Origin of the sequence: Salinicola halimionae (assembly GCF_003206065.1) — a bacterium.
Taxonomy (GTDB): domain Bacteria; phylum Pseudomonadota; class Gammaproteobacteria; order Pseudomonadales; family Halomonadaceae; genus Salinicola; species Salinicola halimionae.
On record NZ_PZJQ01000004.1, the window covers coordinates 1,134,595 to 1,148,880 of the forward strand.

General features: G+C 58.2%; 17 protein-coding genes. 10 read left to right on the forward strand and 7 right to left on the reverse strand.

The window, feature by feature from the left end; all coding sequences use genetic code 11:
• Nucleotides 1-3 precede the first annotated feature (3 nt).
• The 4 genes from DOM27_RS10870 to DOM27_RS10885 all read right to left on the reverse strand — a co-directional run bounded on the left by DOM27_RS10870 (nucleotide 4) and on the right by DOM27_RS10885 (nucleotide 3,551).
• A complete protein-coding gene (locus DOM27_RS10870) occupies nucleotides 4-948 on the reverse strand; it encodes an N-acetylmuramoyl-L-alanine amidase (protein WP_245392672.1) in 945 nt (314 codons plus the stop codon).
• Between the two features lie 29 nt (nucleotides 949-977).
• On the reverse strand, nucleotides 978-1,724 hold the full coding sequence (locus DOM27_RS10875) for a DUF3307 domain-containing protein (RefSeq protein WP_110656005.1): 747 nt from the start codon (nucleotides 1,722-1,724) through the stop codon (nucleotides 978-980).
• Complete coding sequence (locus DOM27_RS10880) at nucleotides 1,721-2,356, reverse strand: hypothetical protein (RefSeq protein ID WP_110656006.1); 636 nt, start codon at nucleotides 2,354-2,356, stop codon at nucleotides 1,721-1,723. Before DOM27_RS10880 ends, DOM27_RS10875 begins: the two co-directional genes overlap by 4 nt.
• A 250-nt stretch (nucleotides 2,357-2,606) precedes the next feature.
• Nucleotides 2,607-3,551 (reverse strand): GGDEF domain-containing protein, encoded by a 945-nt coding sequence (locus tag DOM27_RS10885; protein WP_157956750.1) that lies wholly within the window; start codon nucleotides 3,549-3,551, stop codon nucleotides 2,607-2,609.
• A gap of 716 nt (nucleotides 3,552-4,267) precedes the next feature.
• On the opposite strand from DOM27_RS10885, the gene DOM27_RS10890 reads away from it, so the two are divergent.
• Nucleotides 4,268-4,648, forward strand: a complete 381-nt coding sequence (locus DOM27_RS10890; protein WP_110656008.1) for a histone-like nucleoid-structuring protein, MvaT/MvaU family — start codon at nucleotides 4,268-4,270, stop codon at nucleotides 4,646-4,648.
• Nucleotides 4,649-4,734: 86 nt separating this feature from the next.
• Here the strand turns inward: DOM27_RS10890 and DOM27_RS10895 are convergent, their stop codons facing one another.
• The 3 genes from DOM27_RS10895 to flgA form a co-directional block, all read right to left on the reverse strand.
• Nucleotides 4,735-5,187 (reverse strand): flagella synthesis protein FlgN, encoded by a 453-nt coding sequence (locus tag DOM27_RS10895; protein ID WP_110656009.1) that lies wholly within the window; start codon nucleotides 5,185-5,187, stop codon nucleotides 4,735-4,737.
• Between the two features lie 35 nt (nucleotides 5,188-5,222).
• Nucleotides 5,223-5,498, reverse strand: a complete 276-nt coding sequence (flgM, locus tag DOM27_RS10900; RefSeq protein WP_110656010.1) for a flagellar biosynthesis anti-sigma factor FlgM — start codon at nucleotides 5,496-5,498, stop codon at nucleotides 5,223-5,225.
• Nucleotides 5,499-5,613: 115 nt separating this feature from the next.
• Nucleotides 5,614-6,294 (reverse strand): flagellar basal body P-ring formation chaperone FlgA, encoded by a 681-nt coding sequence (gene flgA / locus DOM27_RS10905; RefSeq protein WP_157956751.1) that lies wholly within the window; start codon nucleotides 6,292-6,294, stop codon nucleotides 5,614-5,616.
• 305 nt (nucleotides 6,295-6,599) lie between these two features.
• Between flgA and flgB the strand changes: the two genes are divergently transcribed.
• The 9 genes from flgB to flgJ all read left to right on the forward strand — a co-directional run bounded on the left by flgB (nucleotide 6,600) and on the right by flgJ (nucleotide 14,245).
• Nucleotides 6,600-7,019: a flagellar basal body rod protein FlgB gene (flgB, locus tag DOM27_RS10910; RefSeq protein WP_110656012.1), complete on the forward strand. Its 420-nt coding sequence runs from the start codon at nucleotides 6,600-6,602 to the stop codon at nucleotides 7,017-7,019.
• Between the two features lie 4 nt (nucleotides 7,020-7,023).
• A complete protein-coding gene (gene flgC / locus DOM27_RS10915; RefSeq protein ID WP_110656013.1) occupies nucleotides 7,024-7,434 on the forward strand; it encodes a flagellar basal body rod protein FlgC in 411 nt (136 codons plus the stop codon).
• Nucleotides 7,435-7,463: 29 nt separating this feature from the next.
• Nucleotides 7,464-8,165, forward strand: a complete 702-nt coding sequence (locus tag DOM27_RS10920; protein WP_110656014.1) for a flagellar hook assembly protein FlgD — start codon at nucleotides 7,464-7,466, stop codon at nucleotides 8,163-8,165.
• Between the two features lie 64 nt (nucleotides 8,166-8,229).
• Entirely contained in the window at nucleotides 8,230-9,570 is a 1,341-nt protein-coding gene (gene flgE, locus DOM27_RS10925; protein WP_110656015.1) for a flagellar hook protein FlgE, read from the forward strand.
• A gap of 119 nt (nucleotides 9,571-9,689) precedes the next feature.
• Nucleotides 9,690-10,457 (forward strand): flagellar basal body rod protein FlgF, encoded by a 768-nt coding sequence (locus DOM27_RS10930; RefSeq protein WP_110656016.1) that lies wholly within the window; start codon nucleotides 9,690-9,692, stop codon nucleotides 10,455-10,457.
• A 42-nt stretch (nucleotides 10,458-10,499) separates the two neighbouring features.
• Complete coding sequence (gene flgG, locus DOM27_RS10935; RefSeq protein WP_110656017.1) at nucleotides 10,500-11,282, forward strand: flagellar basal-body rod protein FlgG; 783 nt, start codon at nucleotides 10,500-10,502, stop codon at nucleotides 11,280-11,282.
• 40 nt (nucleotides 11,283-11,322) lie between these two features.
• The gene (locus DOM27_RS10940) at nucleotides 11,323-11,994 is read left to right on the forward strand and encodes a flagellar basal body L-ring protein FlgH (protein ID WP_245392673.1); all 672 of its coding nucleotides are present in this window, start codon (nucleotides 11,323-11,325) and stop codon (nucleotides 11,992-11,994) included.
• A 5-nt stretch (nucleotides 11,995-11,999) separates the two neighbouring features.
• Nucleotides 12,000-13,151, forward strand: a complete 1,152-nt coding sequence (locus DOM27_RS10945) for a flagellar basal body P-ring protein FlgI (RefSeq protein WP_110656018.1) — start codon at nucleotides 12,000-12,002, stop codon at nucleotides 13,149-13,151.
• On the forward strand, nucleotides 13,151-14,245 hold the full coding sequence (flgJ, locus tag DOM27_RS10950; RefSeq protein ID WP_245392675.1) for a flagellar assembly peptidoglycan hydrolase FlgJ: 1,095 nt from the start codon (nucleotides 13,151-13,153) through the stop codon (nucleotides 14,243-14,245). The genes DOM27_RS10945 and flgJ overlap by 1 nt, the downstream gene beginning before the upstream one ends.
• Nucleotides 14,246-14,286: the final 41 nt, after the last annotated feature.

The window sequence follows — 14,286 nt, forward strand, 5'->3', positions numbered from 1 at the left end:
TCGCTAACTGTCTCGCCTACCTTCGCAGCCCGTTGGCTTTACGAGGCTGTTGTCGATTAGGGCCTGAGGCCGGTAGCGCGCCAGTAGAGCCCACAGCGTGGCAGCGGTATCGTCGTCCGGTTGACCGGCATAGTTGGCGGGGCGGAAATGCATCTGAAAGGCGCGCAGCACATCCCGAGTGCGATTATCCAGCTCGCCGGAGACATCGATGGCATAGCCATAGGCGCTCAAAGCTTGCTGGATCTGGCTGATCGTAAGGGAACAGCGAGAGAATTGCCGACGATAGGCCACGACGTCGGCGTCTTTCGGCCAGGCGCCGATTCCGGCGTCGTGGAGCCTTTTCCAGGGGAAGCGTGGTCCAGGATCGATCTTTCGCGACGGGGCGATATCCGAATGCCCCAGAATCGCCGTAGGCGGCATGTGGTAGCGGTGGATGATGTCCTTCGCCAATGCGATGACCGCCTCGATCTGTGCCTCGGGATAGGGTTCCCATTGTCGAACCGCGGTGACGCCATGTGATGGCCCGGATGGCCCGGATGGCCGGTGCTTCGAGGTGCTCTTTGGAATGTCCTGTGGACCGCGATTGACGATTTCCACCCCGACGGAGGTATCGTTGAGCTGGGTACGATCTTCCCAGGCACTGATGCCGGCGTGCCAGGCGCGATCCTTCTCGTCGACCAACTGCCAGACGCTTGGCAGGGCGTCGGTGGTCGCAGGGTACCTGGGCACCAGATAATGCGAACTGACATCGGGTCCAAGCAGCGTCCGCATCGCCCTGGACTCCTCGGAATCGGTGTAATGAAGAATCAGGTAGCGAATCCGCTGGTTGTAGGCATGGGATAAATGAGCGTGATCGGCGATGTAGCCGTCGCGAACTTCCGTGGTGGAGGAGCCCGCGCAGCCGACTAGCATGGCCAGCAGCAGCCAGCCACCGAGATGCCGTATCACACTCGGTTGTGCTCCATGGTGATCGGATGTCATAGCACGCTCAGCAGGTAACGGGCCAGCAGACCCAGCGTCAGTGTCAGCGAGAAACTCAACATCGTGCCGAGCAACACGTATTCGGTCAGTTTGCGATCACGATCCTCGTAAAGGTCGCCGAAACGCAGTACCGATTTGGCCGTCAACAGGAAACCGATCGCGGCCATCTGATGACTCAGTACAAATGTCAGGATAAGGAAGCGCTCGAGCATGCCAATTCTGGCTCCTGCATCGGCTAGCGTGCCGCGGGTATCGACGCCCTCGCTCCAGCGTCGCATGATCAGCGCGATCAATACCGAGGCGGGGCGCGTCACCACCAGATAGGTCAAAGCGATCAGTAAGGTCTTTGGCTGCCATAGCATGCGGATATCGATGGGAAGAACCGCCATGTCGGCATCGGTGATCCACCACCAAACGGCGGTCAGGATTATCAGATGCAATCCCTGATCCAGAAGGAAGAAGCGGACCTGGCGTGGCGGCGTATAACTCTTGAGTACGTCGACTAGCCAATGGGTTAGCCCGATGATCAGCATGGCGACAATGGCAATCGAGATTTCGATACCAAAAATGATGATAACCGCCAGGCTCGACAGGGAATGAATAGCCACATGCCAGTAAAGTGATATCGTGCGCCAATGATGCTGCTGTTTTTGCTTCGCCCAGATATCACTCTGCAATATGAAATCAGCGATGGTATGCGCTAGCAACAGTGCCAGCAGCAGCGATAGGCTCGTCTCGCTCATGCCAGTGCCTCCAGGCGTTGCCGGGTAAAATCGAGAAACTCTCGTATCAGTGGCCAGCGTGCGGCACTCAGCCGGCGGTTGATCGTCGGTTGAGAGCGGCTCAGTCGTCGGGCGAGTTCGCTCTGGGAGAGGTCGGTCGTGAGACTCAAGCGAACGACTTCCGCGGCGTTATGACTCCAATGACTGATAATGTCATCAGCGAAGCGGACCAGCAGATCTAGATCGGGTTGAGCCGAGGTGACAAATAACCCCAGGCGCTGATGGCCTCGACTCAATGTGTCGTCCAGGCCCTGCCCGGAGCGCACGAAAGCCTCTCCATCGGCATTGACGAAATCATCCACCGTAGGCATCGCACTCTCACCGATGCCGATCGCGATTCGTGCATCCCACATCTGCTGTCGAGAGGGCGAATGTTCGATGAGGCTCGCGCGCATGATGACGGCCGCGATGAGGGCATCCTGGGCCTTGGGTATCGCCAACTGGAAAGCGTCACCACGAAATCGCATGCCCACGGCGCCCAGCGTGGTTTCGAGGCGCTCGAGGCCTGTGTCCATCGCGCGGCGCAACTGGCGTTTGTCGGTAATGTCGCGGGAGGCAACGATGTCCCCGCTGAGTACGCCGATCACTGACATGAGGCTCCTCATCGTGGTCATTGGATCTGATCTTATTATAGTCAAAAAAAGCTATTTTTAATGGTATGCATAAAAAAAGCTATAAAAAGGCGGCGTTTCCAGTGCACCGATAAGGATAATCTAAATAAAGACTGTATCTATATCCAGTATTGATGTGTAAAGATTGTTGCCTCGATGCCAAGGCCCGTCACGGCTTCGTTGGCGCCTCTTCCCGCTTCGGTGATGGATGTCTTTGTTTCGACAGTGGATATCACAGATTCGGCAGTGGGTCGTCACAGGCTCGGGAGAGACGTCGCTCAGATTCGGCGATGGGGTAGGGAGGAGGTGTGGGATGCGCCCCGATCAATCTGGCCGCAACCCGGTTTCTACCTTGGGCCTTACACTCGTAGAGTGCTTGATCGGCATGAGCGATCATGTCGTCGATATTGACCAGCAAGCCGTTCGGACTGGTCACCACGCCGACGCTGACGGTAACGACGTCTGCCACAGGCGAATACTCGTGGGGAAGGCCCAGCGCTTGAATCATGCCGCGCATGGCATCAGCCAGTGTCCAGGCTTCCTCTTCGTCGATATTGATCAGTAGCACCAGAAATTCTTCGCCACCCAGACGCACCACGACGTCGGTTTCCCGACGAAAGGTGTCTTTCAACACACCGGCGAGATCTACCAGGCAGGCATCCCCTGCGGGATGGCCATAGTTATCATTGAACGGCTTGAAATGGTCGACATCGATCATCATCGCCGAGACCGTGCAACTCAATCGCCGGCTCAGCGGGATGAGCATGTCGAGACGGCTCTCGAGCAAACGCCGATTGCCGAGCCCGGTCAAGGGGTCGTTCAATGTCTGTTCCAGCAGCGCGGCGTTGTGGTTTCGAGATTCTTCGATTAGCGTCTGCAACTGTCTCGCCAACGAACCTACGGCATCGAGGCGCTGCAAGAGATCAACGGGCATTTCTTGCGGCGTATTGCTGAAGTCGTGTTCGAGGCGAACATGGTCCGTCAGTCGCTTTACCGGTATTAGCAGCTGGCGGTCGAGTAACCACAGAGTGGCTCCTAAACCCAGCAACCCGGAAAGCCATGCAAGCAGTACAATGATCGCGACCGACTGGCCTGCAGTCACCTGCCACGCGGCACCACACATCAGCAATGAAGCACATAGCCAGATCCCGCCGAGTGCGCCTATCGTCTTTTTCAAGAAATGATTTTTCATTGTTGGTTTTATCTTTTATCGATGTCGCGGTTATCGACGCGTACCTCTTGCGATGCTGTTCTCGCTGCGTAGCTTGGGTATACATGGCTTTTGACGCATGATTTTGTATACCTCGGCGCGTGTTCTCGGTGTATGACTCTGTTGCGGGGCTCTCGTTGCGTCGCGAGTTACTACTCAATATCGACGGCACGCGGGAGCAACTGTAGCGCCGAACGCGGGGGCATTGAAATGATCCGATAGCCTTGGTCCGTGAATTTCATGCGTGCTTTATTTGCTTATTGAAAATTTTATACGGTAGCGACAGAGGGAGATGCGATGGATTCCAGTTTTTGTCACTCGCGCCACACTATTCATCGACCGTTGTTCCCCGTGCGTCAGACAAGATCCACGGGATGATTTTTCCATCGTCTATTGGTCGACGCTATTTTGATATTATTTTCCTACGGCTATCTTCCTACTACGACACCGTTAAGTCGGGAAAACGTTACATCGTCCATCGATAGAACCGATTTTCAATGTTCTCGAAATGGAGAAGCGAACATCTCAAGAGCGCTCAGCAGAGCCGTTAGTCATCTCTCGTGGCCCAAATAGAGTTTTGTTATTGCTCGCCTTTAAAAAAATCATCTGGCGGCGCTTGCAAGTTTTTAGATATCCGCAATAATGATCACGCTTAAACCAATCCGCAACGGAACAACGAACGCATGTCTCTACTTAGCGATTACGTCAAAAAAGAACAGCTCCTGAAGCAGCTGGAAGAAGAGCTGAAGCGCATGGAAGGCGATCAGCGCCTGAAGGCCGAAATCGAGTTCAAGGAAAAGCTCGAAGCGCTGATGGCAGAGTATGGCAAGACCACCCGTGATGTCATCGAACTGCTGAATCCGAAAGCCGATAGCGCGTCGTCAGCGGCTAGCCAGTCCGGATCGACCGGCGGGCGTCGCAAGCGCAAGCTGAAGATTTATAAAAATCCCAAGACTGGGGATGTGGTTGAAACACGCGGTGGCAACCACAAGACGCTGAAGGCCTGGAAAGACGAGCACGGTAGCGACACCGTCGAGTCCTGGGTAGTCAGAACGGAAGACTGAGCGCTTTTACTTTTTTCGCGCGCCCAGCTGAAGAGCCCTCTGCCGTCTGTTTCGGCGGAGGGTTTTGCGTTCAGACGCTTGTTCTTTCAGGCCTTGGAGCTGATGCCGCCGAAGCCGTGATGTCGAGATTCACCGTTGGGGCCGTAGACGCTACCCCCGATGGCACGATTGAGAAAATCGATGGCCTGTTGATTATGCTCAAGTCGCGCGGAGATGATGTGTCCGTTGAGCCTATTGGTTGTGCGAACCTGCTCAGCCAACTGACGAGTGTGCTGCCACGCTGCATGATGGTCCAGTGCGTGGGCAAACTGTTCTGCGCCTTGACTCCCCAGACCGAATCCCAATGCCTGCTGATGCTCGCGGCGTCGCTCCTCGATGCGGTCGAGCTCATTGAGCTGTTGCTGTTTGAGTGCCGCCAAGGCGCTCAGACGTTCCCCATCGACCTTGCCCTTGCCGAGACAGCCGGCTTCCGCATCGAGCGTTTCAGCGAACGCTTGCAGTAGGGTCTGTTGCTCGACAATCAATTCAGCTGGCGTCATGCAAAATTCCTGAAAAGGGGCTGGAGTTCAGGTGATCAGCGCTCACCCAGCATATCTCGGACGCTCTGAACCAGGCCGTCGGCGATCTTTCCGGTGTCGAGTTCGAGACGGCCTTCAGAGATGGCCTGGCGAATCTCGTTGACGCGAGCGGTATCGATATCGCTGCTATCGTCGCCCGTCGAAATTTGGCTCAACGTCGTTTTGGAGCCGATCGATGGCTTGGTGCCCTCCAACGACTCAGTGCTCTTGCGCAGCTCAGTTGCCTCATTCTGGGTGGGGCGAGTCAGCGGCTGTGTTTGATCGATTTTCAATGTCACTACCTCATGGCTGGATGCACAATCACGTGCTTGCTTACGTTATCGGCAAAGCCAGCGGGAGCTGAAAGAGATTTGAGCAGAGTTTTGTTAAGAAATTTATCTGAGCGAGTCACAAATCGACGCGAAGTCGATCCTGGCCCGTCACCTTCCCCTGCAGAATCTGATTGTTCTCCGTCTTGAGGCGAATGGTACTCCCTAATCCGCCGTTATCCAGTGCCTCGACACTGCGACTGACACGAAACCCGTGGCCGACGGCGGTGAGCACTACCGTATCGCCACGTTTCACCATCCAGGGCTTTCTGAGCATATTGTCGGTCAGCGTTGCCCCATTGGGAATGCGCCGTGTGGCAACCATACCGATTGCCTGATCGGCACTAGCGAGATAGCCACGTCGTAGACGGGCAATATCCGCTTGCTGCCAACCTAACATCGTCGCGTCGATTCGCTGTCCGGGATCGACCGACTTGAGTGCTACCAAATGGCGAACCACCGCCGAAACCGTGGCCTGTAGGTAACGTGTTCGCTTGCCCTCACCGCCGCAATGAACGCCAACCGTAACCCGGCCCTCGGGGACACCTGGCCTCGGCAGGAAGGGTTGCGGTGCCGGACAGTCGCCCAGATTGGCACCACTGTCTCTGATTTCGATCGTCACCTGGTCGCCTAGTGAACTGGTTCGCTGCTCGAGAAAACGCGTCACGCTTTCAGAGACGGCGTCGCCGGCCGGCGTTTCGGTGTCGGCTCGGGCGATGGAAGGGATCGGCAAAAGCGATAGTGCGAACAATACTGTCATCAGCGTTGCGGCGCTGGCCCAGAACAGACGCCGGACAGAAGGGCGATATCTCGATCGGGGGCGCTGGGCTGCTTCTGGGGGGGCGACACGCATATCACGGATCTCGGTGGCTATGAGGAGCGCGGTACATCGCGCCGATCGACGGAATCCTCCACGTTGGATAGCGATTCTAAGCCTGCTCGCTCATGAGCATTGATGAAAATGGCGCGCAATTAACGGTCTGTTTACACGTTTGAAACGAAGCACTCGCCGCTATTCTCCACCCTGTCAATTTTCCAGCGAACGCCATCCGAGGTGCATACGGCATGTTCGACAAATTGGATAACGCACTGCGCTTTCAGCAGGAAGCCATCAATCTGCGTGCAGAGCGTCAACAGGTACTGGCCAACAATATCGCCAATGCCGATACGCCCAACTTCAAGGCGCGGGATTTTGACTTCCGTGCCGAGTTGGATCGAGTCATGGAGCAGGGCCGCAGCGAGTCATCGGGCGGGTTGTCGCTGTCGCGGACTTCGGCACGGCATATCCCTGGTCAGGCTGCTGGCGGGGCTGGGGTTCAGAATCTGCTCTACCGCATGCCGGATCAGCCCAGTCTCGATGGCAACACGGTCGACATGGATCGGGAACGTTCGGCTTTCGCCGATAACTCGATGCGCTATCAAGCGGATGTCACTTTCGTCAGCCGTAAAATTCAAGGGCTGAAGAAGGCCATGCAGTCGGAGTAACACGATGTCGATGTTCAGTGTATTCGAGATTTCAGGTTCGGCGCTGTCGGCCAACTCACAGCGAATGAACGTGACCGCGAGCAATCTGGCCAACGCCGATAGCGTCGCCGGGCCCGATGGGCAGCCGTACCACGCCCGGCAGGTCATGTTTCAGGCGATGAGCCAGCAGGGGGGCAGCGCGGGCGGCGTTCGTGTCAATGGCGTGATCGAGGACGACACCACGCCGATGCGCATGGAATATCGCCCCGGCCATCCGTTGGCCAACGATGAGGGCTACGTGCAGATGCCCAATGTCGATCCGGTCAACGAGATGGTCGACATGATCGCCGCTTCTCGCTCATACCAAGCCAACGTCGAGGTCATGAATACCGCCAAGACGCTGATGACCAAAACACTCACCATCGGCGAAGGCTGATCGGTGTCGGGCCACATCAAGGAGATGTCATGTCCAGTCCGGTGATTGGTAGCAGTACGTTAGCCAATATCAATGGCACAACTGCCAGCAGTGCCACCACGGGGGCCGATTCCGGTAGTGAACTCAATGATCGCTTCATGACATTGCTGGTCACTCAGTTGAAGAATCAGGATCCGACCAGCCCGATGGAAAATTCGGACATGACCGCACAGCTGGCTCAGATCAATACCGTCAGCGGTATCGAAAAGCTCAACGACAGCCTCTCCGCCATTACCGATCAAATCGATGCGGGGCAGGCCTTGCAGGCCACCGCGCTGATCGGGCAGGGCGTGATGGTGCCGGGCAACGAGATTCTGGTCGGGGCTTCCGAGGAATCCAACGGTGTCGTCACAACGCCGATCGGTGTGGAGCTAGACAGCGCGGTTGAAGATCTTCGGGTCGATATCCGCGGCGCCAGTGGCGAAATCATCGACAGCTTCTCGACCGGGCCGCTGGCAGCCGGCGTCCATAGCTTTACCTGGGATGGGAAATTGGCCGACGGCTCAAGCGCCGCGACCAATAGTACTTACACGGCTTCCCTGACCGGAATCGTGGGAGACGAGACATACGCGCCGACGACCCTGAATTACGCCCTCGTGAACGGCGTGATTCAAGGCGCTAATGGCGCACAGCTCGACTTGGGATACGCTCAGGATCCCGTGGCGCTTTCGGAAGTGCGCCAGATTCTCTGAGTGAATCAGTAGCGACAAAAAAACCGTTTTAGCTTACGCAACCGATAAACGCAGGGGATCAGTCATGGGTTTTTCACAGGCATTGAGCGGCGTCAACGCCGCGGCTCAGCAGTTGGATGTCATCGGTAACAACATTTCCAACTCTCAGACCAAGGGTTTCAAGAGTGGGTCGGTGCAGTTTTCCGATGTCTTTGCCAACAGCGCCGTTGGTCTGGGTACCCGGGTTTCCGGTGTCCTTCAGGACTTCAGCACCGGCAGTCTGGAGGCCACTGGGCGCAATCTGGATGTCGCCATCAGCGGTGATGGTTTTCTGCGCTTCCAGCAGGAAGGCGAGGTCGGCTATTCGCGCAACGGCCAGTTGACGCTGACTTCTGACGGTTTTCTGGAAAATGCCCAGGGCGCCCAACTGATGGGGTATGGCCTGGCAGACGCTACTAACGTCAACTCCGGCGTCGTCGTCGGTGGCCAGCCGCAGGTGCTCAATATACCGGCGGCGGATATGCCCGCGCGCGCTACCGGCACGGGCACCGGCACTCAATCCGGTATCAATATTCTACTCAACCTGGACGCCACCACGGTCGCCGATGACACTTCGACGGCAACGCTCTATAACAGCCTTGATGCGAAGAACTCCGAGAGTACTGACGCTGCCGACCAGGCATCCATCGACTACAACTATTCGACTAGCCTGGGCGTCTTCGACTCCCAGGGCGCGCAGCACAATGCGACGCTGTATTTCCAGAAGACTGGCGAAAACACCTGGACCGCACGCACGGCGCTGGATGGCGTGCTGACACCAAATGACCCTGCGCTGAGTCTGGCGTTCGATTCTTCGGGCAAGCTGTTTTCGATCGGCGAGGGTGGTGCTACGACACCTATTACTGATCCTAACTTCGACTGGCCCGAGCTGTCGTTTACTGCCGCTGCTGATGGCGCCGGGCAGTTGGGTGCGGGTGTCGATAACATCGTCACAACCTTCAACATGGCGGGCAGCACCCAGTTCTCCAATGACTCCACGGTGAAGAGCCTGGCGCAGGATGGTTACGCCTCCGGTGCGCTGGTCGGCATCAGCTTCGCCGATGATGGCTCTGTCGTCGGCAGCTATGCCAACGAGAAGACCGTCAATCTGGGCCAGATCGCACTGGCGACCTTCCGTAACCCTGAAGGCCTGTCACCGTCCGGCGGCAATCTATTCGCGGCGACGGCGGACTCCGGCAACGAACTGCTGGGTATCGCAGGCACCGGCACCCTGGGGTCGATCGAGTCCGAGACACTGGAAGCCTCCAACGTTGACCTGACGCAGGAGCTGGTCAATCTGATCATTGCGCAGCGCAGTTATCAGGCCAACACCAACTCGATCCGGACCCAGTCCGAAGTCATGGATCAGGTCGCGCAGCTGCGCTGATAGTGCCGTCGCCAACACACTGGCGTTGCCGGTTGCGATCTGACCGGCAACGACCTCGCTGCGATAGGCTTGACGCGAAAGCTTTGATTCCAAGGGCACTGACTTGAAAGGCACTGGGCATGGATAGAATCCTCTACACCGCCGGTGGTGGCGCGAGCCAGACCATGGCGCAGCAATCGGTGGTCAACAACAATCTGGCCAACGTCAGCACGCCGGGTTTTCGTGGCGAGTTGATGGCGTTCCGCGCGGTGCCCGTGGAGGGCGAGGCGCGCCTGTCCACCCGGGTTGCCTCGATGATGACCACGCCAGGGGCCGATTTCACCCAAGGCAATATCAACACCACCGGGCGTAGCCTGGATGTGGCCTTACAAGGTAACGATACCTGGCTGGCCGTTCAGTCACCGGATGGCGGCGAAGCCTATACCCGGCGGGGTGATCTGCAAGTCGATTCTACCGGCCTGCTGACGTCGCTCGGCAATCCGGTGCTCTCCGACAACGGCCAGGCGATCGTGGTGCCGCTTGGCGGCGACGTGACGATCGCGGCCGACGGCTCGATCAGCGTGCTGGAGCCCGGACAGAATCCCGATGCCGTTGCGCCTCTGGCGCGCCTCAAGATGGTGGCGCCGGGGAACGACAATCTGGTGCGCGGGGAAGACGGTCTGTTCCGGATGACCCCGGCGCAAGGCCAGAACGTTGCGGCGCCAGTGCAGGCCGACGATACCCTGCGTCTGGTCCCGGGTGCTCTCGAAGGCAGTAACGTGACCGCGACCGATGCGATGATATCGATGATCGACAGCGCCCGTCGTTACGACATGCACATGAAAGTGATCGAAAGCGCGGATGAGAATGAGCAACGCGCCAACAGCCTGCTTTCTCTGACCAGTTGATGCCAGCCGACGCGCTAGCCTACCGACGATAGGGTTTCTCTCATGATCAAGTCTTTATGGACGGCCAAGACTGGCCTGGAGTCGCAGCAGACCAAGCTGGACGTGATTTCCAACAACCTGGCCAACGTCTCCACCAACGGTTTCAAGCGGTCTCGCGCCGTCTTCGAGGATCTGCTCTACCAGAACGTGCGTCAGCCCGGTGCCCAGTCTTCGGTGGTCGACACGCTACCCTCGGGTATGCAGGTCGGTACCGGTGTTCGTCCGGTTGCCACCGAGCGGCTACATACGCAAGGCGGGCTGCAGAACACCGAGAATTCTCGCGATCTGGCGATCAACGGCAAGGGGTTCTTTGCCGTGCAGATGCCAGATGGGACCACGGGCTATACCCGCGATGGCAGCTTTCAGGTCAACGAGAACGGCCAGTTGGTGACCGCCGGCGGCTACCCGGTCGATCCGCCGATCGTGATTCCGCAGAACGCGCTGTCGATCACCGTGAGCCAGGACGGCGGCGTATCCGTCACGCAACCCGGGACTTCCCAGAGCAATGAAGTCGGGCAGATGATGCTCTCCACCTTCATCAATCCGACCGGACTTCAGAGCATCGGCCAGAACCTGTATCTGGAGACCGATGCTTCGGGTCCACGTACCGATCTCAACCCCGGCCTGGATGGCGCTGGCAAGCTCTATCAGGGCTACGTCGAAACCTCCAACGTCAATGTGGTCGAGGAGATGGTCAGCATGATCGAGACGCAGCGTGCCTATGAGATCAACAGCAAGGCCGTCGAAACTTCCGATCAGATGCTGCAGCGTCTGACCCAGCTATAACCGAGGAAGACGCGTGTCGCCGAACCTGGAACTAGGCCCGATGTGGCGCAGAATGATGATGTTGATCGGCCTCTTTCTGGTGCTGATCGTCTCCGGCTGCGCCCAGATTCCCCGCCACTCCGTGGTCGAGGATTCGGCGCCGGTGGAGATTCCCTCGACGCCGCCGGTGCAAGCCAACGGCTCGATCTATCAGGCGAGATTCGGTTTTCAACCGCTGTTCGAGGATCGCCGCCCGCGCCAGGTCGGCGACATTATTACCATCGTGCTCGATGAGCAGGTTAGTGCCAGCAAGAATTCGGCGGCCAATGCGACCCGCAATGGATCCGCCTCTTTTACACCGACTACGGTGCCCGACGCTCTCGATTTTCTCGAGAAGTACGGTACCGACCTCGAAGGCGAGAATGTCTTCAACGGATCGGGTGGTGCCAATGCCAATAACACCTTTACCGGGACGATCACCGTGACCGTCTTCGATCTGTTGGCCAATGGCAATCTCAAGGTGCGTGGCGAGAAACAGATCGCGATCAACCAGGGTACCGAGTACATCCGGTTCTCCGGCGTGGTCAATCCCCGGGCGATCAGCGGTGCCAACACCGTGCAGTCGACCCAGGTGGCCGATGCCCGCATCGAATATATCGGTGACGGGTATATCAACGAAGCGCAGACCATGGGTTGGCTGCAGCGCTTCTTCCTCAACATTTCGCCGTTCTGATGCCTATGTCTCGTCTGTCTCTATCGCCGGATTCATGCCTCTCTCTACGTCGCTCACCGTTGGCGAGAGGACTCGTGCTTGTCGCGATCCTGCTGTTCAGCCTGAGTGCGCAGGCTCAACGCATCCAGGATCTCGCTAACTTTTCCGGCGTGCGTGATAACCCGTTGGTCGGTTACGGCCTGGTCGTTGGCTTGGACGGTACCGGTGACCAGACCACACAGGCACCGTTTACCGGGCAGAGCGTCACCAACCTGCTGTCGCAGCTGGGTGTCACGATTCCCGCAGGGACCAATATGCAGCTGCGTAACGTGGCAGCGGTCATGGTCACGGCCAAACTGCCGCCGTTCTCGCGGCAGGGCCAGGAGATCGATGTCACAGTGTCGTCGGTTGGTAATGCCGATAGCATTCGTGGCGGAACGCTGCTGATGACCCCGTTGAAGGGTGCTGACGGTCGTGTCTACGCGCTGGCCCAGGGTAACGTCTACGTCGGTGGCGCCGGTGCCGAGGCCGCGGGCAGCAGTGTTTCCGTCAACCATTTGTCTGCAGGTCGGATCCCCGGTGGCGCGCTCGTCGAACAGGAAGTACCGATGCGCCTGGGTGACGCCGACGGCACTCTGGATCTGTTTCTCAAGAATTCTGACTTCGAGAACGCCAGACGCATGGTCACGGCGATCAATCAGGAGTTCGGCGCGCCGGTGGCTGCCGCGCTCGATGGGCGCACGGTCCAGCTCAGGTTGCCGGGCAATGACAATGATCGTGTCACCTTTCTGGCGCGGGTGCAGGGCGTGAACGTTACCACCGAGCGTGGACCGGCCAAGGTCATCCTCAATGCTCGCACCGGCTCGGTCGTGCTTTCCGATACCGTCACGCTCAATCGCGCCGCCGTCGCCCATGGCAATCTGTCGATCGTCATCGACTCCAACCCGCAGGTCAGCCAGCCCAATGCGCTGGCCGGTGGGAATACCGTGGTGGTACCCAACGCCGATATCACCATTCAGCAGGAGGGCGGGGCTTTGCAGATGGTCCAGACCAGTGCCGATCTGATGGACGTGGTCAACGCGTTGAACGCGTTGGGGGCCTCTCCCCAGGATCTGATGTCGATTCTGCAGGCATTGAAATCGGCAGGCTCGCTCAATGCCGAACTGGATGTCATCTGATGGCGATGAGCAACGATCTTTCGGGGCAATTCGCGCTCGATGTCCATAGCGTGCAGAAACTCAAGTACAGCGCTGCCAACTCGCCGCAGGGCAGTCTCAAGGAGGCTTCGCGTCAGTTCGAAGCGGTCTTCCTGCAGATGATGCTCAAGAGTATGCGTGACGCCAGCCCCAAGTCCGGACTGCTGGAGAGTCATCAGATGGATATGATGCGCTCCATGCAGGACCAGCAGTGGGCCCAGCAGCTTGCAGGCAAAGGCTTGGGGTTGGCCGATCAACTGGTTCAGCAGCTCGAGGGCAGTGGTTTGCCGGGGACCTCGGCGTTACCGGTTGGTAGCGTTGCCTCGGCCGACGACAGCGCGACGTTGATTGCCGGTATCCCAAGAGGGGCTCCGCGCTTGCTGCATGGCGGTCTACGCACTCCCGGGTTCGTGCCGCATTCTTCTGGGCGAGACGCTGTCGGATTCGATACCGCGGCTCTCGGCTCGACGGCGGCGACCGCGTCGCATTCGATGCCGTTGGATCCGAAGGCGAGCGAGTCCGATGATCGACCGGCACACGTCCGCGCCTTCCTGGACAGTCTGGCCGGACCCGCCCAGCAGGCGGAGCAATCCTCGGGTGTGCCCGCCGAGTTGATTCTGGCTCAGGCCGCGCTCGAAACTGGTTGGGGGCAGCGAGAAATCCCCACGGCCAATGGCGGCAACAGTCATAACCTCTTCGGAATCAAGGCCGGCTCGTCCTGGCAAGGCGCCACCACGGAAATCACCACCACCGAATATGTCGACGGGCGGCCGATCAAGATGGCCGATCGTTTCCGGGTTTATGGTTCCTATGCCGAAGCGTTCGCCGATTATGCCAAGCTTATCGGTGACAATCCGCGCTATCAGGGCGTGGTAGCGGCTTCATCGCCTGACGTTGCGGCGCAGGCGTTGCAGCAGGGTGGTTACGCCACGGATCCTCGCTACGCTGACAAACTTCGCGGAATCATGGCGCAGTTGGGCACGCTCGAGTCCTCGGCGGGTAGTGATCTATTGGCAGCGTCGAGCCGCAGCGACAACCCGTTCGGCCCCGACGATCTACCTACCGCGATTTTCTGATTGCCGGTAACAAATCGTTGCGAAATAATGGATTGGATGGT

Excerpts from the sequence above, each read along its gene's own strand:
- flgJ (WP_245392675.1), top strand. The coding sequence starts at position 13,151 with ATGGCGATGAGCAACGATCTTTCGGGGCAATTCGCGCTCGATGTCCAT.
- DOM27_RS10945 (WP_110656018.1), top strand. The coding sequence starts at position 12,000 with ATGTCTCGTCTGTCTCTATCGCCGGATTCATGCCTCTCTCTACGTCGC.
- DOM27_RS10895 (WP_110656009.1), bottom strand. The coding sequence starts at position 5,187 with ATGACGCCAGCTGAATTGATTGTCGAGCAACAGACCCTACTGCAAGCG.
- flgG (WP_110656017.1), top strand. The coding sequence starts at position 10,500 with ATGATCAAGTCTTTATGGACGGCCAAGACTGGCCTGGAGTCGCAGCAG.
- flgC (WP_110656013.1), top strand. The coding sequence starts at position 7,024 with ATGTCGATGTTCAGTGTATTCGAGATTTCAGGTTCGGCGCTGTCGGCC.
- flgA (WP_157956751.1), bottom strand. The coding sequence starts at position 6,294 with ATGACAGTATTGTTCGCACTATCGCTTTTGCCGATCCCTTCCATCGCC.
- flgE (WP_110656015.1), top strand. The coding sequence starts at position 8,230 with ATGGGTTTTTCACAGGCATTGAGCGGCGTCAACGCCGCGGCTCAGCAG.
- DOM27_RS10920 (WP_110656014.1), top strand. The coding sequence starts at position 7,464 with ATGTCCAGTCCGGTGATTGGTAGCAGTACGTTAGCCAATATCAATGGC.
- DOM27_RS10930 (WP_110656016.1), top strand. The coding sequence starts at position 9,690 with ATGGATAGAATCCTCTACACCGCCGGTGGTGGCGCGAGCCAGACCATG.
- DOM27_RS10880 (WP_110656006.1), bottom strand. The coding sequence starts at position 2,356 with ATGTCAGTGATCGGCGTACTCAGCGGGGACATCGTTGCCTCCCGCGAC.
- DOM27_RS10940 (WP_245392673.1), top strand. The coding sequence starts at position 11,323 with ATGTGGCGCAGAATGATGATGTTGATCGGCCTCTTTCTGGTGCTGATC.
- flgB (WP_110656012.1), top strand. The coding sequence starts at position 6,600 with ATGTTCGACAAATTGGATAACGCACTGCGCTTTCAGCAGGAAGCCATC.
- DOM27_RS10875 (WP_110656005.1), bottom strand. The coding sequence starts at position 1,724 with ATGAGCGAGACGAGCCTATCGCTGCTGCTGGCACTGTTGCTAGCGCAT.
- DOM27_RS10890 (WP_110656008.1), top strand. The coding sequence starts at position 4,268 with ATGTCTCTACTTAGCGATTACGTCAAAAAAGAACAGCTCCTGAAGCAG.